Source organism: Marivibrio halodurans (genome assembly GCF_017963645.1).
Taxonomy (GTDB): Bacteria; Pseudomonadota; Alphaproteobacteria; order UBA8366; family Aestuariispiraceae; genus Marivibrio; species Marivibrio halodurans.
In genome coordinates, this window is the sequence record NZ_JAGMWN010000004.1 from 288,846 (window position 1) to 313,843 (window position 24,998).

Below are 24,998 nucleotides of genomic sequence, written 5' to 3' on the forward strand. Positions count from 1 at the left end.
AACGCCAAGTTGCGCCCGCGCAACGATGCACGGCCTTCCTTCTGCCAGGGGCCGCCCGCGGTCAGATCTTCAGGCCGCACCCTTCGAACGCCGCCTTCGTCGCGGCCTTCTCGGCATCGGTCAACTCCAGCATCGGATGCCTTACGCGGCCGCCGACTTGCCCCAGCAATTCCTGCCAGTACTTACCGTGCGCGGTGGGCTTGCCCCCCGGTTTCGTCGTGCTGATCGCCTGACGCACGGGATCGAGACTGTCGCGCACCCGGCGCGCCTGATCGAACCGCCCGGCAAAGGCCAGTTCGGTATATTCATGCATCCGCCGGTCATTGCGGGTCTGAAGCTGATAAGGCGGTGACGAGCAAAGATAGAGTTGCCAGCCCAACTCCTCGATATTGTCGAGCCAATCGTCCTCCCTGGAGGTCGAGACCAGGATCTTGTCGCCGACGAGCTTCGTCAGCCGCGCATACATCTCCCGGGGGACGGAGTATTTGATCGCCATGATGTTCGGCAACTCCGCGATCCGGGCGCAGGTCTCCGGCTCCATCAAATAGCCGCTGTCCGGGTGGCTCCACATGGCGATGCCGATATCCAGCCGGTCGCAGAGATATTTGTAATAATTATAGAGCACCTCGTCCCGATCGTGGCAGAAGCTCAACATCGGCGCATGGACGACCACGTAATCGGCGCCGCATTCCTGCGCATGCAGCCCAAGGTCCAGAACGGTGTCCACATTCTGGTCCGAGATCGACATGATCGTGCCGGCCTTGTCGCCGCACTCCTCGACCGCGACGGTCATGTTGCGCTTGCGCTCCTCGAGGGACATGGACCAGAACTCGCCCTGCTTCCCCGCGATGAACAGACCCCGAATCTCCAGGTCGTCGATCCAGTGCCGAATATTCCGGCGCAGTCCCGCCTCGTCTAGGACCAGGCTTTCGTCGAACGGGTTCAGGGCGGCGGCCCAAATGCCGCGCATCGTCTCCCGGGCATGGGCTTTGGCTTCGTGCTTGGCGTATTTCATTCCTCGCCTCCCTGATCTGGAACCGACCATGCGCGGGTACCGAACCCGCCCTTACCGTGAATAAGGGCCGGGCGCCCCCCACGAACCAATCCTTTTGGGAAGAAATGGATATCGAAGTTTTCTATATCGAGCCTCCCTGAGTTTCAGATACGTTAGGGTTAAGCGGAGGTGGAAAGTGGTTATCGGTATCATCGGTCGAGGCGCTATCGGGCGCTATGTCTCGGACACTCTCACGGCGCGGGGTATCGGGCCTCGAACGGTTCTCGTGCGGGCGAACCGCATGGGCGAGCCGCCCCGGGACGGCCCCCTCCATGTCGACACCGTCGCGGACTTGCCGGACGATACGACCCTGATGATCGATTGCGCGGGCCATGCCGCGCTTTCGGAGCATGGCCCGGCCATCCTGGAAAGGGGCATCGATCTCGTCACGGTATCGCTCGGCGCCCTGGCGGATCAGGCGCTTCACGACAGGCTTCGGGCCGCCGCCGAGGCGGGCCAGGCGCGGCTTCGCCTGGCAAGCGGCGCCATAGGGGCCTTGGACTCCCTGCAAGCGGCACGCGTCGGCGGGCTGGATCGTGTCACCTATATCGGCCGCAAGCCGCCTTCCGGGTGGAAGGGCTCTCCGGCCGAGGAGCACCTGGACCTCGATGCGTTGAACGAGGCCACCACGCATTTCGCGGGGTCGGCGCGTGAAGCGGCATTGCGCTACCCCAAGAACGCCAATGTCGCGGCCGCGGTCGCATTGGCCGGCGCCGGTTTCGACGACACGCGGACGGAACTGATCGCCGATCCGGCATCGACGGCCAATATCCATGAAATTCATGCCGAAGGGCGCTTCGGGACCTTCTCCTTTCGGATCGAGGGCCGGGCGCTTCCCGACAACCCGCGCAGTTCCGCCCTGGCCGCCATGAGCGTGATCGCGGCGGTCGAGCGGGAGCGGGCGCCGATAACGATCTGAGGCGGAGCCATGGCAACCTGTCACACGCGGATCGTCGAACGCGCCCTGACCCGCCTGAAGCTGCGCCAACTTCGGCTTCTGGTGGCCGTGGGGAAACATGGCAGCATTCAAAACGCCGCCCGCGACCTTGGCGTATCCCAACCCGCCGCGACCAAGATGATCCAGGACCTCGAATTCGATTTCGAGGTGAAGCTGTTCGAGCGCACGAATCGCGGCGTGGTGCCGACCGTATTCGGCGATACGCTGATTCGGCACGGAAAACTGATCTTCACGCAGGTCTCGAACGCGGCGCAGGAACTCGACGATCTGAGCGAGGGCAATAGCGGCCGGGTCGTCGTCGGCACGCTCCTGGCTGCATCCCCGACCCTTCTTCCCGTCGCTATCGAACAGGTCCTGAAGGACCGCCCGAAGGTTGCCATCAAGATCGTCGAGGGAACCAACGAGGTGCTAATGCCCGCGCTTCTGTCGGGCGAAATCGACATGATCGTCGGGCGCCTGCCGAGCCATAGGCACCGCGCGAAGATCGTCCAGGAAAAGTTCTTCGACGAACGGATACTGGCCGTGGCGGGCCCTCAACATCCGCTCGCCGAACGCGCCGGGGTGACGTTCGAGGAACTTACATCGCACGGATGGATTCTGCCGCCCGTCGAAACGACGCTGCGCCGGCAAACCGATCAGTTCTTCGTCCTTCAAGGACAGTACGTGCCGACGGTCGCGATCGAGTCCGTCTCCTATCTCGCCAACCGATCCTTGATGCGCATGCATGACTTCGTCGGGCTCATGCCGGCGCATGTCGCCTCCCTGGACATCGAAAAGGGCCTTCTCGCGCGGATCGACTGGGAGGTCCCCTTCGGCGCCGGGCCGGTGGGGGTTTCCCATCGCGGCGAGCAAAGCCTCTCTCCCGCCGGGGCGGCTTTCCGCGACGCCTTGAAGCAAGCGGTGCAGGATATCCAATCAAGTACCGTCCCGGCCTGATATCAGGCAATCGGATAGCAGCATTTCCTCAATTCCCTTGAAGGGATGCCGGGGTCGGGGGACCCTTCGCCCGACACAGTTGACCGAGCGAGGGCTGAATGAGCAGCTATCCGGACTTGCATCTCTACATCGGCGGAGAATGGCGGAAGACCGCGACCGATCTGCCGGTGCTGAACCCCGCGACGGAGGAAGAGATCGGCCGATTGCCGCATGCGGAGACATCCGATCTCGACGATGCGCTGACGGCCGCGCAGGACGGTTTCCGGATCTGGAGCCGCACCGCGCCGCGCGACCGCGCCGACATCATCCTGAAAGCGTCGGCGCTGATGCGTGAGCGCCAGGAGGATATTGCGCGGGCCATCACCGCCGAGCACGGCAAGCCGTTGGCGCAGGCGCGGCTCGAAGTCATCCGCGGCTGCGAGTTCTTCGAATGGGACGCGGGCGAAGCGGTCCGGACCTATGGCCGCGTGATCCCGTCGGCCCGGGGCATACGCTATATCGTTCATCATCAGCCGATCGGCGTGGTGCTCGGCCTGTCGCCCTGGAACTTCCCGATGAGCCAGCCGGCGCGCAAGATCGCGGGCGCGCTGGCCTCGGGCTGCTCGATCATCCTGAAGGCCGCCGAGGAGACCCCCGCCGGCGCCTTGCACATCGCCAAGGCCTTTCACGACGCGGGCCTTCCGGCCGGGGTCCTGAACCTGGTCTTCGGAACCCCCGCCGATATATCCGACCATCTGATCCGTCAGGAACCGGTGCGTCTGGTGGCCTTCACCGGATCGACCGCCGTCGGCCGTCATCTGACGACGTTGGCGTCCAACCATATGACCCGGGTCCTGATGGAACTTGGTGGCCACGCGCCGGTCATCGTGTGCGAGGACACGGACGCGAAAAGGGCGGCGGTCAGCGGAGCCGTGCGAAAGTACCGGAATGCCGGACAGGTATGCACCTCCCCCACCCGCTTCTTCGTTCACGAAAGCCTGTTCGAACCGTTCCTGGAAACCTTCGTGAAGCGCGCGGCCGCGACCACTGTCGGCAATGGCGCCGAACCGGGCGTCGAGATGGGGCCGCTCGCCAACGAGCGCCGGGTTCCCGCGCTTGCGGAACTGGTCGAGGACGCCCGCGCCAAGGGCGCGGACCTTCGCACCGGGGGAAGCCGTATCGGCAATGTGGGATATTTCTTCGAGCCGACCGTTCTGGCCAATGTGCCCGATGATGCCCGGGTGATGCGGGAGGAGCCCTTCGGCCCACTGGCCGTGATCAATCCCGTCGCCTCGCTGGACGAAGCCATCGAGAGAGCCAACGCGGTTCCCTTCGGCCTCGCCGCATACGGCTTCACCAACCGTGCCGACTATGCCGACCGGATGACCGACGAGGTCGAGGCCGGCAATCTGTCGATCAACACCCTGGAGGCATCGCTTCCCGAAACGCCTTTCGGTGGCGTGAAGTCCAGCGGGTACGGCCGCGAAGGCGGCACGGAGGGATTGGAGAATTACATGATCGTCAAGAACATCTCCCATAGCATGGACATCGTCTGAGGCGCGGTCCCGCTATCGCGACGACCGCGTGCCCGCACCATGCGCCGACCGGCGGCATGGTGGGGGAGACCATGGGCGCGCACCGTCACGGGCAGCCGCTTAAAAACCCCGACCTCCTTCACCGAGGACAAGCTGCCAGGGCTTCAAGGAGGCCCCGGGGCCGAGGGATCCCCACACTCGGCGCGCGATGCGTCTGGCCAGCGGGTCGGAGGACGAAAGCCACAGCAGCGCCCGGCGCCGCCTTTCCACCCCACCCGACGGGATGCCCCCAGAACGCGCCGCCGACAATAGGCGTTTCAGGCACGATCCAGCCCAAGATCGATATGAGGATCTGGCGAAGAGCGGGAAGATTGGAGAGCCGTGTCAGGCGGAAAGGTAGGGAGGGGCTTGCCCCCCTTTCTTCAGGGAGTCCAGCTCCCTGAGCCGCTGGTAATAACGGCCGACGACGGACACGAGATCCGCATCCGCCTCGAAGCCCAGATCCCGACGGGCGCGACTGGCATCCAGAACCCCGGAATAGTTCGTGGACGTGCCGAGGTAGTTCAGACCATCGCCGATCGAGATGCGCGCATCCGGAAAGAAGCGCCGCACGGCGTCGGCCATGTCCCCCAACGTATAGGATCGGCCCGTCGCGATGTTGTAGACGTCATGCGCGAGTGTCGGAGCGACGACCGCGGCCACCACGCCGCGAGCCGCCTCCTCGGCATAGATAAGATCGTCCGACTGGTCGCCACCGTGGGCGATTTCGACGGGTTCACCCCGATAGGGCGCCTCGATAAGCCGGCTTAGGGCACCGAAGCGTCCGTGGCGCATGAGCTTACCCGGCCCGAAAATCGTGGCGAAGCGCAGCGCGGCGAATTCCATGGGCGTTGCCGCGGCGAAGGCTTTGCCGAACTCCTCGCTAACCACTTTGCACAGGTCGTAGGTCGATTCCGGGCGGGTCTGGGTCGTCTCCTTGACGGGCCTATAGGTCGGATGCGCATGATCCCCGTCGAGACCGCCATAGACAGCGCGGGATGAGGCGAAGACGAAGCGCTTCACCCCGGCCGCGGCCGCCTTCTCCATCAAGGTCACGCTCGCTTCCGCATTGATCCGGAAGGTACGCGCGGGCGCGGGGTCCTTATCCTCATGACCGACGGCGGCGGCCATGTGGACGACGCAATCGATTCCAGGTTCCGCGAAAAGCCGCTCGACATCTTCTTGCGAGCAAATATCGACCTCTTCCAGCCGTAGCTGCGCGGCATACCGCTCGCCGAGCAGTGACAGGTCCAACCGGTTGTCGGCGACGATCACATCGTGACCCTGGTCCACCAGCTCCCGCGAGACCCATGCCCCATTGACGCCAAGACCGCCGGTAACGAGAACGCGCATGGCCACTATCCCTCCACCCTGACTTGAAGGGACTCGATGCTATGCGAGCAATTCGGACAATAGGCCGTCACCAGCCGGAAACGCGGGCACTCTCCGCCCCATCGCGCGGATACGAGCGGGCCCGCGGCGCCTAGCGGCGCGACGGAAAACTTCGGCCCGGCTCCGGTTTCCTCCGGCGACAGCGTGGTGGCGCAGTCCGGACAGGTCGGCGCCTCGACCAAGGCCGTCCGGTCGAGGGTCGCGGCTTCGATACCGTCCTGCTCGCTCCACCGCGTTTGCGCCCGTAGGGCATCGGTGGCCCCGCGATCGACGGTACCGTCGCCCGCCAGCCGGACACCATATAGCCGTTCCGCCCAAAGCCGGTCGACGGCACCCACCTCGACATCGTGGGCGACGGCCTCGGGCGCGCGGTCGAAGGGGTCCCCGAACCCGCCGCCGCCGTGGGTCACGGCGACGAACACCTCGCCGGGCTTGAGATCGACCCGCGCCTTCGCCGGCAACGTTTCGGCCTCCCCCGCATGAAGCAGCGCATCGCGGTCCGTGCAGCGCGCGCACAGCTCCGCGATCGTGCCTTCCGTGCGGATCACCGCGCCGGCGGCACCGGCACCGGGCAGGCCGCCGGCGATCCCGGGCGATCCGGAGTGATCATTTCCAAAGCTCGTCACGATGATTTCGGCCGCGGAAGCACCGTGTGTGGCGAAGGCCATCTCGACACCCCGGCCGCCGCGATGGCGGCCCGGCCCTCCGGAATCCCGTGCCAGGCGCCGGAAAAGATGCAGGATCGGATAGCGCGCCTCCGCGGTTTCGACATTCATCGCGCCGCATCGCGGCGAATGCAGATAGCCGGCCGTGTCGTAGCCGTCGCCGAAGCTTCTGGCCCCGCCACCCTGCAAGCCGGAGAGGCCAAGCATGGTGCCGAACGACCGGCCGTCCTCGCGCATGCCGAATACATTGACGCCGTAAGGCGCGCCCGCCCAGCCGGCCATCGCCTTGTCGCGGCAGTTTTCGGCCCGCAGCATCATCCGCGCCACCGCGGCCGCGGAGGCGTTCAAAGCCGCCCAGCCGGCGTTGATGACACCGGACGCGACCGGAGCGGGATAGGCGCAATCGACGACCGTGCCGCTCTTGCTCTCGATATCGAGCAACCGAAGCGCCCCCTCGTTCCACGCCATGCCATCGCAAAGATGAGTGAGAACGGCGCTGAGCGGTGCCGATTCGAGCGTGGAGCGCGTGCAATTGATCAGGCCGCGCGCCTGCGGGTCGCTCTCGGTGAAATCGAAGGCGAGCCGATCGCCCTGCTTGCGCAAGGTCAGCCGAACGGTCGAGAGCGTATCCTCGTGCCCGTCATGGTCGACATGTTCCTCCGCGCGCCAGACCCCGTCGGGGATTTCCCGTACGCGTCGGCGGAGCAGGATTTCCGTGTCGCTCAGGCAATCCTCCATCACGCTCGACACGGTCTCGGCGCCGTATTTGTCATAGAGTTCGTCCATGCGCCTGAGGACGACACCCGCCGCCGCCACCTGGGCACGGAGATCCAGCTCCGCGAGACTGGGCGTGCGCGAATTGGTCATCATCGTCGCCATGATCTCGTTCGCGATCTCGCCATTCTCGACGATGCGCAGGAAGCGGTAGCGCGGCGCTTCCTGGAACGCGTCGTAGGCGTCGAGATTCCAGCTCCCCGGGGCCGGTCCGCCGACATCGGCGTGATGAATGACCGAACTGGCCCAGGCGACCAGGGTTCCGTCACGATGGATCGGCGCGACAAGGGCCACGTCATTCTGATGCACGGCCCCCATCCAGGGATCGTTGGTGATGTACATGTCACCAGGCCTGATACGCGGCGCCCCCACCACCTTGAGGCAATTGCGGATCACATGTGAAAGCGCCGTGACATGGGCGAGAACCGACATGCCGCAGGCGACGAGTTGGCCGTCTGCGGTGGCGATGCCGACATTATAGTCCTGCACCTCGGAGGCGATCGGCGACCCCGAGACCCGGCGGATCGTGGTCGCCTGCTCCTCGTTGATTTGCCAGAGCCGGTGCTTGAGAATTTCGTAGGTGACGCGATCGGCGCGCGGCTCGAACACCGCCTCACCCGCGTCTTCGATATGCGAGGGCTGCGCTTGCATTAGTTCTCTCCCGTCTGCCGGACCGGCTCGATTTCGACGATCAAATTGCCGAACGCATCCTTGGAAGCGGACTGACCGCGATAGATAGGCACGGTCGAATGGAACAGCTCGATGAGCGCCGGACCAGGCACGACATTGCCCGCCATCATGTCGCGCGCGGCGAATATGTCGGTCTCCCGCCAGCCTTCGCCGCGGCCCCAATAGACCCGTCGGCTGCCGGTGCGCGCCGCGCCGGGGTCCGCCCCCGCCTTCTCGGCGCGCGGCGGCGTGAACTTGGCGTCGAGCGGCACCAGCAAATCGGCCCGCGCGCTGACGAACTCGACCGGAGAGCCCGGCGAACTGGCGCCGGCGCCGTAGTTCATGTCGTACATCGCGCGGAAGGCCTCGATCAGCTTGCGGATGTCGGCTTCGCCGAGCGGCAGCGGCGCCTCGACCGGGACGGCGATATCGGTCATCTGCCCAACATAGTGTGTGTCGAGCGACAGCATGAGCCGAGGGTCCTGTCCGTCGCCGGAGAAGGCCGCGTCGATCTGCGCGCGGGCCTCCGCGGCAAGCCGGGCGAGCGTGGCGTTGATCGCCTCGATCGTCTCCGCCGGAACGGGCTGCTCCTGCATCACCGTCTGCAGAACCGAACCCGCGACCGAGAATTTGATGTCGGCCTGCGCGATGCCGTACGCGGAAAACACGGACGCGTAAGGCGGGATCACGATCTTCTTCGCCCCGATCTCCGCGCCGTAGGCGGTACAATGCGCCGGACCGCTGCCACCATAGGCAAGGATAACGAAATCCCTGGGATCGTGTCCCTTTTCCACGGTCACCTTGCGGATCAAATCGGCCATGTGGTTGTTGACGATCTGCAGCACCGCGTCGGCGGCTTCCTCGGGCGCGAGACCGAGCGGATCGCCGATCGTCTCCGCCATCGCGCGTTCCGCGTGCGCACGTCCGGCGCCGGCATGCGTGAAGCCGAACGAGTCCGGGTCGATGAAGCCGAGGACGACATCCGCGTCGGTGACCGTCGGCTCCCGTCCACCCAGCCCGTAGCAGGCAGGCCCGGGATTCGAGCCGACGCTGCGCGGGCCGACCTTGATGTTACGGTTCTGATCCAGCCAGACGGCGCTGCCGCCGCCGGCGCCGATTGTCTCGATATCGACCGCCGGCACGGTAAGAATCTGACGGTGGATGACCGTCTGAGCCGAGCGCATCGGCTCGCCGTCGACGACCACGCCGACGTCGAAGCTGGTCCCGCCCATGTCGGTGGTGATGATGTTGCGCTCGCCGATCAGCGTGCCGATCTGCTGAGCCCCCACGATCCCGCCGACCGGCCCCGAGAGCAGTGTCGTCACCGACTGTTCCCGGATCTTGGTCGACGGCCCCACCCCGCCGATCGACTGCATGATCAATACCGGCCCGCTGTAGCCATTCGCCTCGAGCGCCCCGTCCAGATTGGAAAGATGGCGTGCCAGCAGGGGATTGAGGTGCGCGTTGACGACGGCGGTATTGGTCCGCTCGTACTCACCCAGGACCGAGGCGACATCGGCCGCGGCGACCACGTGCAGGTCCGGGAACGCCGCGGCGATCGCGTCGCGCGCCTCGTATTCGTGAGCCCGGTTGGCATAGGCGTGCAGGAAGGAAACGACGACCGCGCCGACGCCCCGCTCGCGAAGGGTGGCGACGGCCTCGATCAACGCATCGACATCCAGGGGCAGCACGACCCGGCCGCTTGCATCCATGCGCTCGGCAACACCGACGATGTCGGTGCCGGCGACGATCGGGACAGGCGGCTCATTCTCCGTATATCGAGTAATCTGGTACTGATCCAAACCTTCGGTCCGGGCCTTCACCCGCCCGATCCGCAACGTGTCCTCGAACCCACGGGTACAAATCAGGCCGGTGCGGACGCCGGTGCGTTCGATCATGCCGTTGGTCGTGACAGTCGTGCCGTGAAAGACGAGCCGGCAATTCCTAAGCACATCCTCGGCCGCGAGATTCATGGATTCGGCCGCTATCGAGACGGCGCGCATGATGCCGACTTCCGGCATCTCCGGCGTATGCAGGGATTTCCCGACGGCTATCCCCCCCTTCCGGTCGACCAGGACGAGGTCTAGGAAGGTTCCCCCGGCATCGGCGGAAATAATGTAGTCGGACATGGGTAAAGGTCCTCGTCTCAGCGGGTCACGCGATCGCGGATTTTCCGGGCTGCGCGCCCGTCGTCTCGAAACGCTGCAGAACGGCCACGAAATCCTTCAGCCCCGCAGCCAGGTCGAAGGTGGGCTCGAAGCCCAGATCCCGGCGCGCATCCTCGATATCGAGGACGCAATAGTTCGGATCCTTCTCGGCGCGCGCGAAGTTGAACCCGCCTTCCAGTTCGATCCGCGCCTTCGGGAAAATGCCTCGCACGGTCTCGACCGCGTCGGCGAAGCGAACGCCCCGCCCCCCGCCAAGTTGGTAGACCTTGGCCGGCAACGTTTCCACCGTGCAGGCAGCCACCACGCCGGCGCCGCAATCGCGAATATAGATCGGATCGAACATCTGATCCCCCCCAGCGAGCGACATCGATTGCCCGCGGCAGGCCGCCAGAATGACATCATTGAAGACGTTCGCTTGGCTACGTTCCGGCTTGATCACGCGTTCCGCGCCGTAGAAGTCCGCGAAGCGGATGGCGCAGAACTCGAAAAAGCCGTTGCGCGCGTAGCATAAGCCGAGTTCTTCCGCGGCGTGCTTCAGAATGGTGAGCGGCAGGCGCGGGCCGGAGAAACTCGCCGGCACGGGTTTGTAACTCGGATGGCCGTATTCGGTGCCGTCGGTTCTGGCGATCACACCGCGGGTACTTCCAAAGATAACCCTCGGCACTCCGCACAGCTTCGCGGCCTCGAAGACGTTAAGCGTCCCTTCCAAATTGATTTTCGACATCATGTGGGGATGGGTCGCGTGATGTGGCGCCATCACGGCGCCCAGATGGACGATCCGATCGATCCGGTGCTCCTGGATGGTTTCGATCAGCCAGGGAAGGTCGAGCAAATCGCCCGGGACATGCGCGTAGTCATTCACCAGATCGCGCAAGAAGCCGGAATCCGTCTTGCGGTCGAAAACCGTCACGAGATCCCCGCGCTCGATGAGCTGCCGGACCACGTTGACGCCAATGATTCCGGTGCCCCCGGTCACGAGCACATTCATGCGCACATCTCCCATCCCGCCCCACTTGGAGCGACCACTTTGTCTTGTTGTCAGCATAATGCATACATTAATTCAGTTCCACAAGCCCATATGTCGAAGTTTTCCGTTGATGATGCTCAATATTGTATGCATTATAAAGAAATGCGGTGATGGGCGCCAAAGAGCGTCATGGCCTCCGCCGGCGGCGATGTCGCCTGGAGGACGGGCCGGCGCGCCAAACGAAAATGACCACCAAGGGAGGAAGACAATGTTGGGAAAACTGCGAGGATTGGCGGCGCTGTGCGTTTGCGCGGCGATTTTTCATGCTCCGGCCGCGCGGGCCGAGGATCCGGTCGAGCTGAAATTCTCGATCTTTCTGCCACCGCAGGCGATCAGCTACAAAGATGTGCTCGCCCCGTGGGCCGAGCGTGTCGAGGAAGCGTCGGACGGCGCCATCGACGTCAAGCTCTTTCCGGGCGGCGCCTTGGGCAAGAGCCCGGCCGTCCAGCTGGATCTCTTGCGCAACGGCGTGGCGGACATCGCGTGGATGATCCCGGCCTACACCCAGGGGAAATACCCCGACAACGAAGTGCTGAACCTTCCCTTTCAGGTCGAGAGCTCGTTGGAAGGAAGCGTGTCCTATTGGCGGCTCTACGAGGAAGGCCTCCTGCGCGGCTATGAGGATCTTCAGCCGCTCGGCCTTTTCACGACCGGCCCCTACAATCTCCACACCTCGACCGAGATGGTGACGCTGGAGGATGTGAAGGGCTTGAAGATCCGTTCGGCGGGCCAGGTCGACAACGCCATTCTTGAGCAACTCAATGCGACACCGGTCGGGTTGCCGGTCACCCAGGCCGCGGAATCGATCAGCCGCGGCGTGATCGACGGCACGCTCGCCGAATGGATCGGGCTGAATGATTTCCGAATCATCGACGTGACCGATCACCACCTGCTGGTCCCGATGGGCGCCGTTCCGATCATGGTCGCCATGTCCAAGGAACGCTTCGAGGCACTGCCCGAGGCGGCCCAGCAGGCGATCCTGGAGGTTAGCGGGGAGAGTTTCTCCCGCGCATTCGGCAAAGTCTTCGATACGGAATCCGAGCGGATCTACGCCGAGACCGCGGAAAGCGACGAACATGTCGTCACGGAGCCGGACGGGGAAGCGCTCGACGCTTGGCGGGCCGAACTCGGCAATGTGAGCGATGCCTGGGTCGAGCGGCATGATAAGGGCGCCGAGCTCCGTTCCGCTCTGGAGCGTATCCTGGTCGACATCCGGGCCGGACGCTAACCTGCAATGGCGCGTGGACGCGGCGGGAACGGTGCATTAGCCCATCCCGTCGCTTCCACGCGGCTCGTCTCAGCCATTCCGAGGAGCCGCGTAGAGACCATGAAAGCTGACCGCGCCGCCGAACTGATCGCCAAGGGGTGCGCCTTCGCGGGCCTGTTATGTTTCCTGTCGCTCGCCGGCATGACCGTACTCGACGTCCTCATGCGGTGGCTGTTCAATGCGCCGATCGATGCTGTTTCCGAATTCGGCGGATTGATCACGGCCGTCTCCGTTTCCGCCACCGTGCCGATGGCGCTTTGGGGCAAGCGGGGCGTGGCGGTTCGGGTTCTGGGCAAGGCGTTCCGGCATAAAGGGCGGCTCGCGCTGGAGCTGTTCTCACACGTCGCGACTTTGGCCGTGCTCTCCGGCATCGTCTGGCAACTCGTGCGCTACGCACGGCAACAGGCCGAGATGAACAGCGCGACTTGGCTGTCTCATTGGCCGACGGCGCCATTCTGGTGGGTCGTCGCCGTGATTCTAGCGCTTGCCGTCCTGGTCGAGCTTCTGGTCGTCTCGGAAACGCTCCGGACGGCGAAAGACGGTCGAGATTCAGCCGGCGCGGATTCCGCGACGGAATTCTGACCACAGTCGAGGGGACTCCTCGTTATGGATGCGACAATCGTTGCCGCGCTCGGGATCGCGGGCATGTTCGTCCTGATCCTACTCCACGTGCAAATCGGCATCGCGATGGCCATCGCCGGCGTCGTCGGCGTCACGGCCCTGATCGGTTGGGGGCCGGCTGTCTCGCTGCTGGCGACGGAAGCCGTCGCCAATCTTTCCAGCACGGATTTGGCCGTCGTACCGCTTTTTCTTCTGATGGGCAGTTTCGCCGCGGGAGGAAAGATGTCGACCGAGATATACAATCTAGCCCAGGCCACTCTCGGCCATCGGCGCGGCGGGCTCGCCTACGCCACGATCGCCGGCTGCGCCGGCTTCGGCGCGGTGTGCGGCTCGTCGCTCGCGACGACGGCCACCTTCGGGCGAACCGCCCTGCCCGAGATGCTCTCCCACGGTTACCGCGCCTCATTCTCGAGCGGCGTCATCGCCGCCGGCGGCAATCTCGGCGCGATCGTGCCGCCGTCGATCATCATGGTGATCTACGCGGTTCTAGCGAAGCAGTTCATCCTCGACGTCTTCGTCGCGTCGATCCTGCCGATATTGCTCACGGTGACGGCGATGCTGGCGACGATCGCGATCGTCGTGCGCCTGAAGCCCGATTGGGGCCCAAGTTCCGAGCGCGCAACCTGGGGACAGCGTCTTCACGCCCTGCGTCGCGCCTGGGCGGCTGCGTTATTGGTGCTGATCGTTCTCGGCGGCATCTACGGCGGGGTCTTCACCGTGAACGAGGGCGCCGCCGTTGGCGCGGTAGCGGCCCTGCTGATCGCCATCGTGCGACGCCGGATGAGCATGTCCGATTTCTGGCAAGCGATCCTTGAGGCCGCGCAATCGACCGCCTCGATCTACCTCATCGTCATAGGCGCGTCGGTCTTCTCCTATTTCGTGACCCTTTCCGGCGTCTCGGAAGCCTTTGTCGACGCCCTCAAGGCGACGGATCTGGCGCCGGTGGCGATCGTGCTCCTGCTGCTCCTCGGATATCTGGTCCTGGGAAGCATATTCGAGACCGTTTCGGCGATGCTCATCACGCTTCCTTTCGTGCTGCCTCTGATCATCGAACTCGGCTACAATCCGATCTGGTGGGGCATCATCAATGTCGCGATCATCGAACTCGGCATGATCACTCCACCGATCGGCATGAACGTCATGCTGCTGCAGTCGATGAACCCCGCGATATCCTTGCGCCAGATCTATTCCGGGGTCACCCCGTTCATCCTGTGCAACATTCTCGTTCTCCTGACGCTTGTCATGTTCCCCGACATCTCGCTCCTGCTGTTGCGCTGGTTCGGGTAAGGGAACGGCGCGCGCGTAGATACTTCAGGTAATTGGAGGCCCGATAATGGCAGGCACCGTCGAAAAGGCGACCCAGGTCGAAAAGGCGACCCAGGCCCTGCGCGAGGCGATCCTGAGCGGGGCCTATGGCGGCGACGAGAAAATGCGCGAGGTTCCGCTGGCCGATACGCTCGGCGTATCACGCACCGTCGTGCGCCTGGCGCTAAGCGCGCTGGAGCTCGAGGGGCTTGTCGTGCACACCCCGAACCGGGGGTTCCGGACACGCGCCTTCACATTGGAGGAAGTCTCGGACGCACTCATCGTGCGGGGGGAGTTGGAGGCGATCGCGGCGCGCTACATCTGCGAGAACGGTCTTTCCGATTCCGATCGGGCGACGTTCGAGGATCTCCTTCGTCAGATGGAGCGCGTCCTCGCCAGCGGCTTCGCGGAGGTCGAATCCCGGCTCGCCTGGATGGATCTGGTCGCGTCCTTTCACGGGCTCCTCGTCACCGCGTCGGGTAGCTTCGCTATTCGCGCGACGATCGAGCAGCTCTCCCGGATACCGCTGGTGGCGCCCTATAGCGTCGTCTTCGATCTTTCTTCGGAAGACTACAGCTACGCGCGCATCCGAAGCACCTTCGAAACGCGCGAACAGCTTGTCGAGGCATTGATCGCGGGGCAAAGCGGCCGGGCCGCCGCCCTGATGGTCGGATACGCCTATCAGGCCTGCAACAACAAGCGCGCGAGCTTCGAAGGGATGCGTCACGGGCGGCGTGTCTCGTCGATCCCCGGCATGGGATTGATCAGTCGCGACGGCGAACGACAGACCGAAAACATGGGGGAATAAGGCCTCGCCCGTTGCCGTCTCTTGGCCTCAAGCGAGAGAACATGGTGCCGGCCTGACACGGTTCCGCGCTCCTTTAGAACATGATCCCGGTAATGCCATGGTTGTGGACGAAACCCGCGCAATCATGACACCATGAGGCTTATTCAAACGGCGATTTCGCTGGCTTCCATGGGGGGTGCCCATGCCGGGACCAAGAATTGGCGCGCTCGGAGAGAGCATGCTGCGTGGAAACGATACGAATTTCTATATCCGGTGCGACGACGATCTGGACGATATCGACACCGACAGCAGACGCGGCCCCCTGGAATATCCACATATCCATGCCGTGACCGACGGTCCGACGCGGTGGAACCGGTTCGTCTATATCGGCATCACCTTCGGAACGGGGACGTATCACGGGGCGCCCGCGGCGATCGATATCTTCCGCGACGACGCCTATCAGCTTGAACTCGGCGATATCGTGGCGGCCATCCAGGGCAATCTTCCGCTGATCTCGTACCAGCGCGTCCAGAACCTCGCCCGGTTCCTGCGTGGCTTCCCCATCCAACAACATTATCAATAAGCCGAATCCGGGCCCGACAGCGCCCGGCGCACCGGTTATGAGCGGGGAGGCTCACCCCCCTTCCCGGCCAGGAACCCGGTCACCACATTCTCCAGCAAGCGGGAGACCGGATTGCCGAAGTCGTCGACCGGCAGGCTGCCGCAGAAGGTGATCGAGCCGACCGAGAAGACGGCCCCGCCCGACGGCGTGTCGAAATAGACCATGTCGGCATGGATCAGCCGATCCGGCGGCTCGCCGGTAGTCGTGCTGACATGGGTCAGGATCTCCTCCGGCGCCACGACATAGGTCGGCGCGTGCGCTTCCGAGCGGGCCAGGACCACGGCATTGTCGGGCGAGCCGAGATGCGGGTCGAGGCGATCCAGCTCGTACCCGGCCGCGCCCGACCCGGACAGCCCGGCGTCGCCCAGGATATCCCCATCGATGCCGTCGAATATCCAGGAAAGGTCGGGCCGGTAGGACTCCGCCAGACGGCGGTAATAGGAACCGAGGAAGGTTCCCTGGGCCGAGAACCCCACCCCCGCGAGCGCCTGCGGCGGGCGTCCGTTGCGGCGCCAAAGCCCGCCATAGCCCCCATCCAGCGCCTGATAATACTCCCCCGGCTCCGCCGCCCAGGTTCGGATGCCGCCTTCCGCCCGACGGACCTCCGCGATGCCGGGGATCGTGTCGGAAACCGCGATGCGCCAATAGAACCCATTGCCGCCCAGATAGCAGAGCCGCCCGCCGGATTCGACATAGCCCTGGAAGGCGTCGAGGCTGCCTTCCGTGTGATACTCCGGGTGCGTGCAGGTCAGCACCGCGCGATAGGGACGAAGCGCCGCCGCCCCGTCGGCATGAAGCTGGTGGTCCGTCACCACGTCGAAATCCAGCCCCTTGGCCTCCAGCCATGCCCAAAGATGGCTGTCCGCCTGATAATGGCGCAGGCCTGAGCCGCAATTCGGCGCCAGAAGCGTAAGGTAGCCCGATCGCAGATTCAGGAGCGGCCGGCGCCAGGAACAGAGCGATATGCCGGTGCCGTCCGGGTGCAGATTATAGCTCGACTGGCCGAACTGCCGATACCGGTCGGGGTTGTAGGGATAGGCGCCCCAGTCCGCCATGCGCTTCTCGATCGCGGGCCCGTAGTCATAGCGGCCGTTATTCCCGTACATGACATAGGTGAAGGTGGGGATGACGACGCAGAGGTCGGAGCGCGGGCGCCCCTTCGGCGCGGCCACGAAGAAGGGAATGAAATCCTCCGCCCCGGCGCATCGAAGCCGCATGGCGTAGACGCCGCTTCGAAAATCCTCGGGGATCGCGAAGGTGAAATCGTCCGCCCAGCCGCAATCGTGGCAATCATCCTCGTGGAAATGGATCGCGGCATAATCCTCCGGCGCGTGGGGCCAGGCCATCTCGCGCCCGGTCCAGCGGGAGCCGCGCACGCCCCGCGTCGGCATATTGACGAGCCGACCATGCAGCCCATGGGGGCCGGTATCCCGGATGCGGTCCGTATCGATCCCGCGCGAGAAGTCCCAGGCGGCGAGACACTCGCCAACCCTCTCCGCGCCCACCGCTCCGGCCCCCTCCCCGCCGAGGGTGAGCGACGGCGCCTCGATCCGACCATTGAAATGCCGGGCGGGTGGGCCGCCGACATTGCCCGCCGCGATCCGCGCGCGGGCCCCGTCCGAAAGGCACGGCACCGCGCCGCCCGGAACCGCCCCGGCGGCCCCTCCACCGCCCGTGTCCCGCCCCAGGCATTCGGCCACCAGTTCCGCGCGCCCGGAGACGAAATCGACGAAGCCCGCGATCCGGTACCAACGCATCGGCCGCAGCGGCATCCCCAGCGTCAGCCCCCCATCGCCGCCGGCGGTGGCGACGGAGAGAGCCGGCCCCGCCCGGTCCACCGACAGGTCCAGGGAAAACCCGGTCGCCGGATCGCCGATCGCGATTATCGTTTGCCGGTCCCGATCGACCAGGCCCGGCATGACGGTCGCTTCCAGGGTGAGCCGCTCCAGCCGCGTACCGGCCGGTAGCGGCGCCTCGGCATGGGAGCCCGGAACGAAGCTCTGGAAGCGCGACGGGTAGCGCCCGTTGCACGACGCCGCGACCTCCTCATGCCGGATACCGGGCCCGTCCGGATTGGGATCGGCGCAGATGATCCGGACAAGCTGAACCTCATAGGGCTCCGCCGCCGTGGAACTGACCTTGAATCCCAGGACCTCGCCCGGGCGCGCGCCGAGTTCGTCCGCATAGCCTATGATCGGGATCATCCCTTGACGGCACCCGCTGCGAGCCCGCGTATGAAGAACCGGCTCAGGAACGTGAACATGACGAAGAGCGGCAGCGCGATCAGGGTCGATCCGGCCATCAACTCGCCCCAACGCAGTTCATAGAGGCCGACCATCGTATCCAGGCCGACCGGCAGGGTCTTGTTGACGTCGCTACTGACCATGACCAGGGCGAAGACATAGTCGGTCCAGGACAGCAGGAAGGCGAAGATCGCCACCGTGACGATCCCCGGCAGGGTCAGCGGCAGGACGACCAGGACGAAGGCGCGAAGACGCGAGCAACCATCCACCATCGCCGCCTCCTCCACATCGTGGGGTATCTGCTTGAAAAAGCCCCAGAGCAGCCAGACGCCGAGCGGAAGCGCCAATGTCGTGTGCGATATCACCAGCGACAGCAGCGTATCGGACAGGCCGATCCGCACGAAAAGGGTCGCCAGCGGAATCGCCAGCAACAGCGGCGGGAACATATAGGCGTAGAGCATCGTCCCGATCACGAGGGTCTTGCCGCGGAACTGAAGTCGCGTCACCGCATAGGCGATCAGAACCGAGAGCACGATCGTCACCGCGACGGTCCCCAGCGCGACGATCACCGAATTCGCGAACCAGGTCGGATAGTCGGTCAGTTCGAGCAGGGTCGAGAAGTTCTCCCACGTGAAGGCCGACGGAAAGAACTCGATCGCGGTATAGATGGTCGAGGGCTCACGGAAACTGGTGTTAATCATCCAATAGATCGGAAAGACCGAATAGATGACCGTCAGCGCCAGCAGCGCGCCATAGCCCAGCTTCGAGCCCAGTTTGGGGAAATTCGCGCGCATGGACGCTCAATCCTTCCGGTCCAGGGGAAACAGGCGGAAATAGATCAGGATCAGCACGGACAGGATCACGAAGGAGATCGCCGATACGGCCGCCCCGGCGCCGACGTCGTACATCTCGAACGCCTGTCTGTAGGAGAAGATCGGCAATTGCTCGGTCGCCTGCTGCGGGCCGCCGCGTGTCATCAGCCAGACGATATCGAACTTGTTGAACATCCAGATCGCGCGCAGCAGCAACACGACCAGCAGCACGGAGCGCAACTGCGGCAAGGTGATGTGCCAGAAGCGCTGCCAGGGTCCGGCGCCGTCGATGCGCGCCGCCTCGTAGATGTCCTCCGGGATGGATTGCAGCCCCGCCAGGCAGGTCAGGGTGACGAAGGGTGTCCAAATCCAGACACTGATCAGGATCACCGTGATCATCGCCATATAGGGGTCGTCGCCCCAGGGCAGATAGTCGTAGCCCAGAAGCTGCGCCGCCTTGCTGAATATCCCGACGGACCCGTCCAGCATCCATCGGAAGGTCAGCGCCACGACGACGGTCGGCAATAGATAGGGCAGGACCGCGATCCCACGGATCACCGGCATGCCCGGGAACTCCCGCGCCAGCAGCAGGGCGAATCCGATCCCGAGCACGATCTGAAGCAGGATCGTCAACCCGGCGAAGATCACCCCCCGGCCGAGCGCCGCCCAGAAATCCGGCATGGCCAGCACGCGGGCATAGTTCTGGAACCAGACCCATTCGGGTTCGGAGATCAGCGATTCCCGGTGCTGGAAACTCAGCTCCAGCGCGTAATAGGCGGGATAGAGGACCAACAGGGCGGTGAGGCCCAAGGCGAGAAAGAAGATGATATAGATGATGCGATCGCTGGGCATCCGCTTGACTTCCACTTCCGACCCGGCCGGCGCGGGAACCGCATTTGGGAGAGGACGGCCGAAGGGATTTCACCCCCCTTCGGCCGCCTCTATTCCCGCATCAGGCCGCGATGATTTTCCTGATCTTCTCGGCGGCCGTACGTACGCTGTCGGTGGCGGACGTACCGTTCAGGACGCGATCCTGAATCATCTCCGGCAACGCATAGGAACGGAACACCTTGCCGGCACGTACATCGGGTTCCGGCCCCTCGGTATCGATCGACCGGATGATGACATCCGGGTCGTTGAGCACCCGCTTCTGCATCGCGAGGATGTCCGCGAAGGTCTCGAACGCCGGATGCGACGTCCAGCGCGGGTCCTCGTAGATATCCAGGCGCGTCGGCTGATAATGCACCGGCGAGGAGTGTAGGAAGTTGATCAGATGCTCGTCGGAGAACCATTCGAGGAACTTCAGCGCCTCGTCCGTCATCGCGGTATCCAGGACGACCCAGCCGTCATAACCATGGTTCACCGCGAATTTCTTCCCATCCTTCGACGGGAAGAGGAAGGACGAAACCTGCTTCGCCTTCTCCGGCATGGTCAGTCCCATCTGATCGATCAACCGGCCGGTTCCGGGCGTGTGGGAGATGATTCCCCCCTGGAAGTCGCCCACCAGATTGGCCCAGTCGGACTGCATCGGCGAGGGCGGCATGTACTGGGTAAGGTCCGCCATGAAATCGAGATATTCCGCCGCCTTCGGCAGGATATCGGGGGAATCGAGCACGACGTTCCAATCATCGTCGAACAGCTTCACCCCATTCGCCCACATATAGCCGAAGGCGGTGTAGTTGGCCGCGCCGTTGCTGCCGATCGGATGGACGATGCCGTGGCGTAGCTGGTTCTCGCCATCGCCGGTCAGGGCGGCCAGATTGCCCATCATGCCGTCCCAGTTGCCGGGCTCCCGCAGCGACTTGGCCGCGTACAGATCCTTGCGGTAGTTGATCCAGCACAGATTGTAGTCGTACGGGTACCAGTAATTGTCGCCCTGCATCGGAAACAGGATGCGCGGCCCCCAATCATATTTCGAGATGATCGAGTTCAGCGGGACGATCTTCTTCTCGTTGGCGAGCAGCAGCACGTCGCCGACGAAGCTCAGGGTCGCGATATCGTAGGGGCGCCCGGATTGGATCGAGGCCTGCAGCTTCTCGAAGGCCTTGCCGCCGGGAACGCTGTCCATCTGGACCTTGATCCCGGTTTCCTTCTCGTACTGGGCGGCGGCGAAGCGCATCGCGCGCACGCTGTCGACGCTCGGCTCCGCGTTCAGGAAACGGACCGTCTTGTCCGCCGCCAGCACGGCCGGCGCGGAAAGCGCGAAGGGCGCGACGGCGGCCGCGGCCCCCACCCCCTTGATGACGGATCGTCTGGAGGGGCTTCCGTTCACGCGGAAACCTTGCCCGGTCGGATCCAACGGACTCTTCTTCACCATGATTTCCTCCTCCTGCTGTTACCCAAGTTTGTTGTTCAGATCACCTTGGTCCCGATCGACTTCAGCGTCGTTCCCGACGCGGCGTCGAACAGGTGATAGCGCCCGTCGCCGAGTCGCATCGCGACGCGGTCTCCGCGCGATATTCCGTCGTTCCGGGAAATCAGCACGCGCAGGGATGTCCCGCCCTCGCGGCAAAGCAACAGGGTCTGCGCACCCATCGGCTCGACGAGGTCGACCCGCATGCGGAACTCCACCCCATCTTCCGCCCCGTCCGGCAGCACCTCCAGATGCTCCGGGCGAAGGCCCAGGACGACATCGGCGCCCGCGCTCAACCCCGCGCTCCGGGCCGTCGAAAGGTCGATCGCGAAACCGTCGCCCATGAGGCGCAGTCCGCTTCCCGCCGCCTCCAGCCGGGCGTCGACCTGATTCATCTCGGGCGATCCGATGAAGCTCGCCACGAACTGGTTCGCGGGATTGTCATAGACTTCGAGGGGCGCGCCGACCTGCTGCAACCGGCCATCCTTCATGACCGCGATCCGGTTGCCGAGCGTCATCGCCTCGACCTGATCATGCGTCACATAGATCATGCTGGTCCCGATGCGGGAGTGGAGACTGCCGATCTCCTCGCGCATCCGCACCCGCAGCTTGGCGTCCAGGTTGCTCAGCGGCTCGTCCAGCAGAAAGGCGTCCGGGTCGCGGACCAGGGCGCGGCCGAGGGCGACGCGCTGACGCTGCCCGCCGGAAAGCTGCTTCGGCCGACGCTCCAGAAGGTCGTCGATGCCGAGCGTCGCGGCCGCCTCGCGGACGCGCTTGTCGATCTCCGCCTTCGACGCGCCCCGCATGCGCAGGCCGAAGGCCAGATTCCCGTAGACGCTTTTATGGGCGTAGAGCGCGTAGTTCTGGAACACCATCGCGATATTGCGGTCCTTGGGATCAAGGCGCGTCACATCGCGATCGCCGATCATGATCGTTCCGGCGGTCGTGGTCTCCAGACCCGCGACCATGCGCAGGGTGGTCGACTTGCCGCAACCGGACGGGCCGACGAACACCATGAGCTCGCCGTCGTCGATCGACATGCTGACATCGTCGACGACCGTCAGATCGCCGAACTTCTTGGTGACATTACGAATTTCTATGGAGGCCATTGAATGATTTCCGCGCTTTTCAGGAGAGGGACGCCGGAACCCGAGCAACGATGCTCTTGGTCCGCAAATAGGATAGCAGCGCGACGAGCCCCTTTTCCCGTCCGAAGCCGGAATGGCCCACACCGCCGAACGGAACCTCGACCCCGCCGCCCCAATAGTCGTTGATGGTCACCTGACCGCATTTCAGATCGCGCGCGATCGCCAAGGCGGCGGAGACATCCCGGGTATAGATGCCCGCCATCAGGCCATAGCGCGTTCCATTGGCCGCCCGCAGCGCGTCCGCCGGCCCGTCGACCACCTGGACGGACAGGACGGGGCCGAATATCTCCTCCTGAACGCATGGCGAGTCCGGCGGCAGGTCGTCGATCACCGTCGGCGCGACGAACCAGCCATCGCCGCCTTTCGGGTCGGCGACGGCTTCCCCGCCGCACAGGATTCTGTCACCGCCCGCCCGCGCGGTATCGATGAATTCCAGGATGCGGTCCATCTGGCGCCGGGAATTGATCGCGCCCATCCTGTTGCCACGCAGGCCGTGGCCCACGGTAATCGCGCGCGCGCGATCGACCACCGCCGCGACGAGGTCGGCATGGATGGCGCGCTCCACGACGAGGCGCGACCCGGCGGAACATATCTGTCCGGCATTCTCGAAGATCGCCCCGATCACGCCGTCCGCCGTCTTCGCGATATCGCAGTCAGCCAGCGCGATGACCGGGGACTTGCCACCCAGTTCCATCGTGACACTGGCGAAGTGATCCGCCGCCGCCTGCATGACGCGCGTTCCCGTGACCGGGGAGCCCGTGAAGGTCACATGCGCCACATCGGGATGGGCGGACAGCGCGGCGCCGACCGACGCCCCTTCCCCCAGCACGACATTGCAGACGCCCGGCGGCAGACCGGCCTCCACCAACAGCCGCGCGAAGATCAGGGCCGTGTGCGGCGTCGTCTCCGCCGGCTTCGCCACGACGCAGCACCCCGCTGCCAGTGCCGGCGCGACGCCCCGGGCGAAGGTCGACATCGGATAGTTCCAGGGAATGATCTGCGCGACGACACCGACCGGCTCCAGCATGCTGAAGCCGATCTGCTCGAAGCCGATGGGCAGGCTGTCGCCCTGCAGCTTGTCGCACACGCCGGCATAATATTCGAAGGTCCGCGCGGCCGTCTCCACCTTGGCGGTCGCCTCGGCCAGGGTCTTGCCGACATTCAGAACCTCCAGCACCGCCAGCAGATCCCTGTTCTCGCGGATCTTGGTCGCCATCGCGCCCAGGATGCGTCCCCGCTGGAAGGCCGGCATGCGCCGCCATTCGTCGAAGGCCCATGCGGCGGAGCGCACCGCGCGATCGACATCCGCCGCGTCGCCGGCCGATACGGCGGTGAAGACCCGCCCCAGGCCGGGATCGGCGATCTCCATCATGCCGCCCTCCACGGACGGGTACTCCGCCCCGTCGATGAAGTGGCCGGACGGAATATCCTCCAACGTGCCGGTCTCGAAATAGCGGGCGGCGTAGGCGTCGGTCGTCGCGGTCATTTCGGCAACTCACTGATTTGATAGGCGGACCGGGCCAGCCATTCCGGCTCCACCTCGACGCCCCACCCGGGTGCGTCCGTCACCTCCGCATGGCCGTCCACGATCCGGTAGGGGTCGTTGCGCAGCACGCCATATTGCCAGGGATAGAAGTCCGGCCCCTCGATCGAGAATTCCAGATATTTCCCCGCATTCGGGATCGCCCGCAGCAGATGCATGGTGAACAGCGTCACCAGCCCCAGGTTCGCGGCGTGCGGGGTGACCGGCATATCGGCCGCCGCCGCCATCCGGCAGACCTCCAGGGTCCGGCACATGCCGCCCAGATAGAGGATATCGGGCTGGGCCACGTCGACGGTCCCGCGCCCGACGATCTCCTTCCAGACGAGGAACTCGCAATCCTGCTCGCCTCCCGTCACGTCGAGATCGAGGGCCTCCGTGACCTGCCAGGTCTGGTCCAATTCCCAATAGGGGCAGGGTTCCTCGAAATGCTGGACGCCATTGTCCTGAAGCACCTTCCCCAGCTCGATCGCCCGCGTCGGGGAGAGGCCGCTATTGCCGTCGGCCAGAAGCGCGGCATCGTCGCCGAGCACCCGGCGAATCGCGGGGGCCATCGCCTCGCTGCGCCCGGGATAGACATCGGTATCGCGCCCGCATTCCTTCGCGACACGGAACTTGAAGGCGTCGAACCCGAAATCGTCGCGCAGGCGGGCGAAGCGCGCGCCCTCCTCCTCCGGCGTGATGTCGCGGCGCATGGAGGACGCATAGGCCCGAACCCGCCCCGGCGCGCCGCCCAGCAGGGTCGCCACGGGCAGGCCCGCGACCTTCCCGCGCAGATCCCAGACCGCCGTGTCGAGACCGCCCAGCGCGCGCTTCAGATAGGAGCCTGGAAATTTGTGCTCGCGCTCCGGGATCGTCGCGATCAGATCCTCCAGATCGTCCGTGTCCCGGCCCAGGACATAGGGGGCGACCTGACGATGGAAAACGGCCGCGGTGATATCCGAATTATAGGTGGAGAACTGACCCCAGCCCTGATTGCCGGCCTCGTCGGTCACCCGCAGGAAGCCGATAAATTGGGTACAGAAACTCTCCAGCGACCTGACCTTCATGAACGCGCCTCCCAGGTCCGCGCCAATGGCGCGGAAGCCGGCCATCGGAACCGGC

At 64.7% G+C, this 24,998-nt stretch carries 20 protein-coding genes; 8 read left to right on the forward strand and 12 right to left on the reverse strand.

Going from position 1 to position 24,998, the window contains the following annotated elements; translation table 11 throughout:
- Positions 1-61: 61 nt before the first annotated feature.
- A complete protein-coding gene (locus KAJ83_RS10650; RefSeq protein ID WP_210682049.1) occupies positions 62-1,015 on the reverse strand; it encodes a dihydrodipicolinate synthase family protein in 954 nt (317 codons plus the stop codon).
- Between the two features lie 175 nt (positions 1,016-1,190).
- Here KAJ83_RS10650 and KAJ83_RS10655 point away from each other — a divergent pair, with 175 nt between their 5' ends.
- The 3 genes from KAJ83_RS10655 to KAJ83_RS10665 all read left to right on the forward strand — a co-directional run bounded on the left by KAJ83_RS10655 (position 1,191) and on the right by KAJ83_RS10665 (position 4,483).
- Positions 1,191-1,973, forward strand: a complete 783-nt coding sequence (locus KAJ83_RS10655; protein WP_210682050.1) for an aspartate dehydrogenase — start codon at positions 1,191-1,193, stop codon at positions 1,971-1,973.
- A gap of 9 nt (positions 1,974-1,982) precedes the next feature.
- On the forward strand, positions 1,983-2,948 hold the full coding sequence (locus tag KAJ83_RS10660; RefSeq protein ID WP_210682051.1) for a LysR substrate-binding domain-containing protein: 966 nt from the start codon (positions 1,983-1,985) through the stop codon (positions 2,946-2,948).
- Between the two features lie 98 nt (positions 2,949-3,046).
- Complete coding sequence (locus KAJ83_RS10665) at positions 3,047-4,483, forward strand: NAD-dependent succinate-semialdehyde dehydrogenase (RefSeq protein WP_210682052.1); 1,437 nt, start codon at positions 3,047-3,049, stop codon at positions 4,481-4,483.
- A gap of 363 nt (positions 4,484-4,846) precedes the next feature.
- Here KAJ83_RS10665 and KAJ83_RS10670 read toward each other — a convergent pair whose 3' ends face one another.
- The 4 genes from KAJ83_RS10670 to KAJ83_RS10685 are packed head-to-tail and all read right to left on the reverse strand — an operon-like array spanning position 4,847 to position 11,157.
- A complete protein-coding gene (locus KAJ83_RS10670; protein ID WP_210682053.1) occupies positions 4,847-5,854 on the reverse strand; it encodes an NAD-dependent epimerase/dehydratase family protein in 1,008 nt (335 codons plus the stop codon).
- Between the two features lie 5 nt (positions 5,855-5,859).
- Positions 5,860-7,983 (reverse strand): hydantoinase B/oxoprolinase family protein, encoded by a 2,124-nt coding sequence (locus KAJ83_RS10675; protein WP_210682054.1) that lies wholly within the window; start codon positions 7,981-7,983, stop codon positions 5,860-5,862.
- The gene (locus KAJ83_RS10680; protein ID WP_210682055.1) at positions 7,983-10,130 is read right to left on the reverse strand and encodes a hydantoinase/oxoprolinase family protein; all 2,148 of its coding nucleotides are present in this window, start codon (positions 10,128-10,130) and stop codon (positions 7,983-7,985) included. Before KAJ83_RS10680 ends, KAJ83_RS10675 begins: the two co-directional genes overlap by 1 nt.
- Before the next feature lie 25 nt (positions 10,131-10,155).
- Complete coding sequence (locus KAJ83_RS10685; RefSeq protein ID WP_210682056.1) at positions 10,156-11,157, reverse strand: NAD-dependent epimerase/dehydratase family protein; 1,002 nt, start codon at positions 11,155-11,157, stop codon at positions 10,156-10,158.
- A gap of 247 nt (positions 11,158-11,404) precedes the next feature.
- On the opposite strand from KAJ83_RS10685, the gene KAJ83_RS10690 reads away from it, so the two are divergent.
- The 5 genes from KAJ83_RS10690 (at position 11,405) to KAJ83_RS10710 (ending at position 15,759) form a co-directional block, all read left to right on the forward strand.
- Positions 11,405-12,424, forward strand: a complete 1,020-nt coding sequence (locus KAJ83_RS10690) for a TRAP transporter substrate-binding protein (RefSeq protein WP_210682057.1) — start codon at positions 11,405-11,407, stop codon at positions 12,422-12,424.
- Between the two features lie 99 nt (positions 12,425-12,523).
- The gene (locus KAJ83_RS10695) at positions 12,524-13,045 is read left to right on the forward strand and encodes a TRAP transporter small permease (RefSeq protein ID WP_210682058.1); all 522 of its coding nucleotides are present in this window, start codon (positions 12,524-12,526) and stop codon (positions 13,043-13,045) included.
- 24 nt (positions 13,046-13,069) lie between these two features.
- Positions 13,070-14,371: a TRAP transporter large permease gene (locus KAJ83_RS10700; protein ID WP_210682059.1), complete on the forward strand. Its 1,302-nt coding sequence runs from the start codon at positions 13,070-13,072 to the stop codon at positions 14,369-14,371.
- Between the two features lie 46 nt (positions 14,372-14,417).
- Positions 14,418-15,197, forward strand: a complete 780-nt coding sequence (locus tag KAJ83_RS10705; RefSeq protein WP_210682060.1) for a GntR family transcriptional regulator — start codon at positions 14,418-14,420, stop codon at positions 15,195-15,197.
- A 217-nt stretch (positions 15,198-15,414) separates the two neighbouring features.
- Complete coding sequence (locus KAJ83_RS10710) at positions 15,415-15,759, forward strand: hypothetical protein (protein WP_210682061.1); 345 nt, start codon at positions 15,415-15,417, stop codon at positions 15,757-15,759.
- 35 nt (positions 15,760-15,794) lie between these two features.
- Here KAJ83_RS10710 and KAJ83_RS10715 read toward each other — a convergent pair whose 3' ends face one another.
- The 7 genes from KAJ83_RS10715 to KAJ83_RS10745 form a co-directional block, all read right to left on the reverse strand.
- On the reverse strand, positions 15,795-18,002 hold the full coding sequence (locus KAJ83_RS10715; protein WP_210682062.1) for a N,N-dimethylformamidase beta subunit family domain-containing protein: 2,208 nt from the start codon (positions 18,000-18,002) through the stop codon (positions 15,795-15,797).
- A complete protein-coding gene (locus KAJ83_RS10720; protein WP_210682063.1) occupies positions 17,999-18,835 on the reverse strand; it encodes a carbohydrate ABC transporter permease in 837 nt (278 codons plus the stop codon). The genes KAJ83_RS10715 and KAJ83_RS10720 overlap by 4 nt, the downstream gene beginning before the upstream one ends.
- A gap of 6 nt (positions 18,836-18,841) precedes the next feature.
- Complete coding sequence (locus KAJ83_RS10725; RefSeq protein ID WP_210682064.1) at positions 18,842-19,705, reverse strand: carbohydrate ABC transporter permease; 864 nt, start codon at positions 19,703-19,705, stop codon at positions 18,842-18,844.
- Positions 19,706-19,805: 100 nt separating this feature from the next.
- The gene (locus tag KAJ83_RS10730; RefSeq protein WP_210682065.1) at positions 19,806-21,170 is read right to left on the reverse strand and encodes an ABC transporter substrate-binding protein; all 1,365 of its coding nucleotides are present in this window, start codon (positions 21,168-21,170) and stop codon (positions 19,806-19,808) included.
- Positions 21,171-21,205: 35 nt separating this feature from the next.
- Entirely contained in the window at positions 21,206-22,315 is a 1,110-nt protein-coding gene (locus KAJ83_RS10735) for an ABC transporter ATP-binding protein (protein WP_210682066.1), read from the reverse strand.
- Positions 22,316-22,334: 19 nt separating this feature from the next.
- Complete coding sequence (locus tag KAJ83_RS10740; protein WP_210682067.1) at positions 22,335-23,840, reverse strand: aldehyde dehydrogenase family protein; 1,506 nt, start codon at positions 23,838-23,840, stop codon at positions 22,335-22,337.
- Positions 23,837-24,943 carry a mandelate racemase/muconate lactonizing enzyme family protein gene (locus tag KAJ83_RS10745; protein ID WP_210682068.1) on the reverse strand — a complete coding sequence of 369 codons (1,107 nt, stop codon included), beginning with the start codon at positions 24,941-24,943 and terminating at the stop codon, positions 23,837-23,839. Before KAJ83_RS10745 ends, KAJ83_RS10740 begins: the two co-directional genes overlap by 4 nt.
- Between the last annotated feature and the right edge of the window lie 55 nt (positions 24,944-24,998).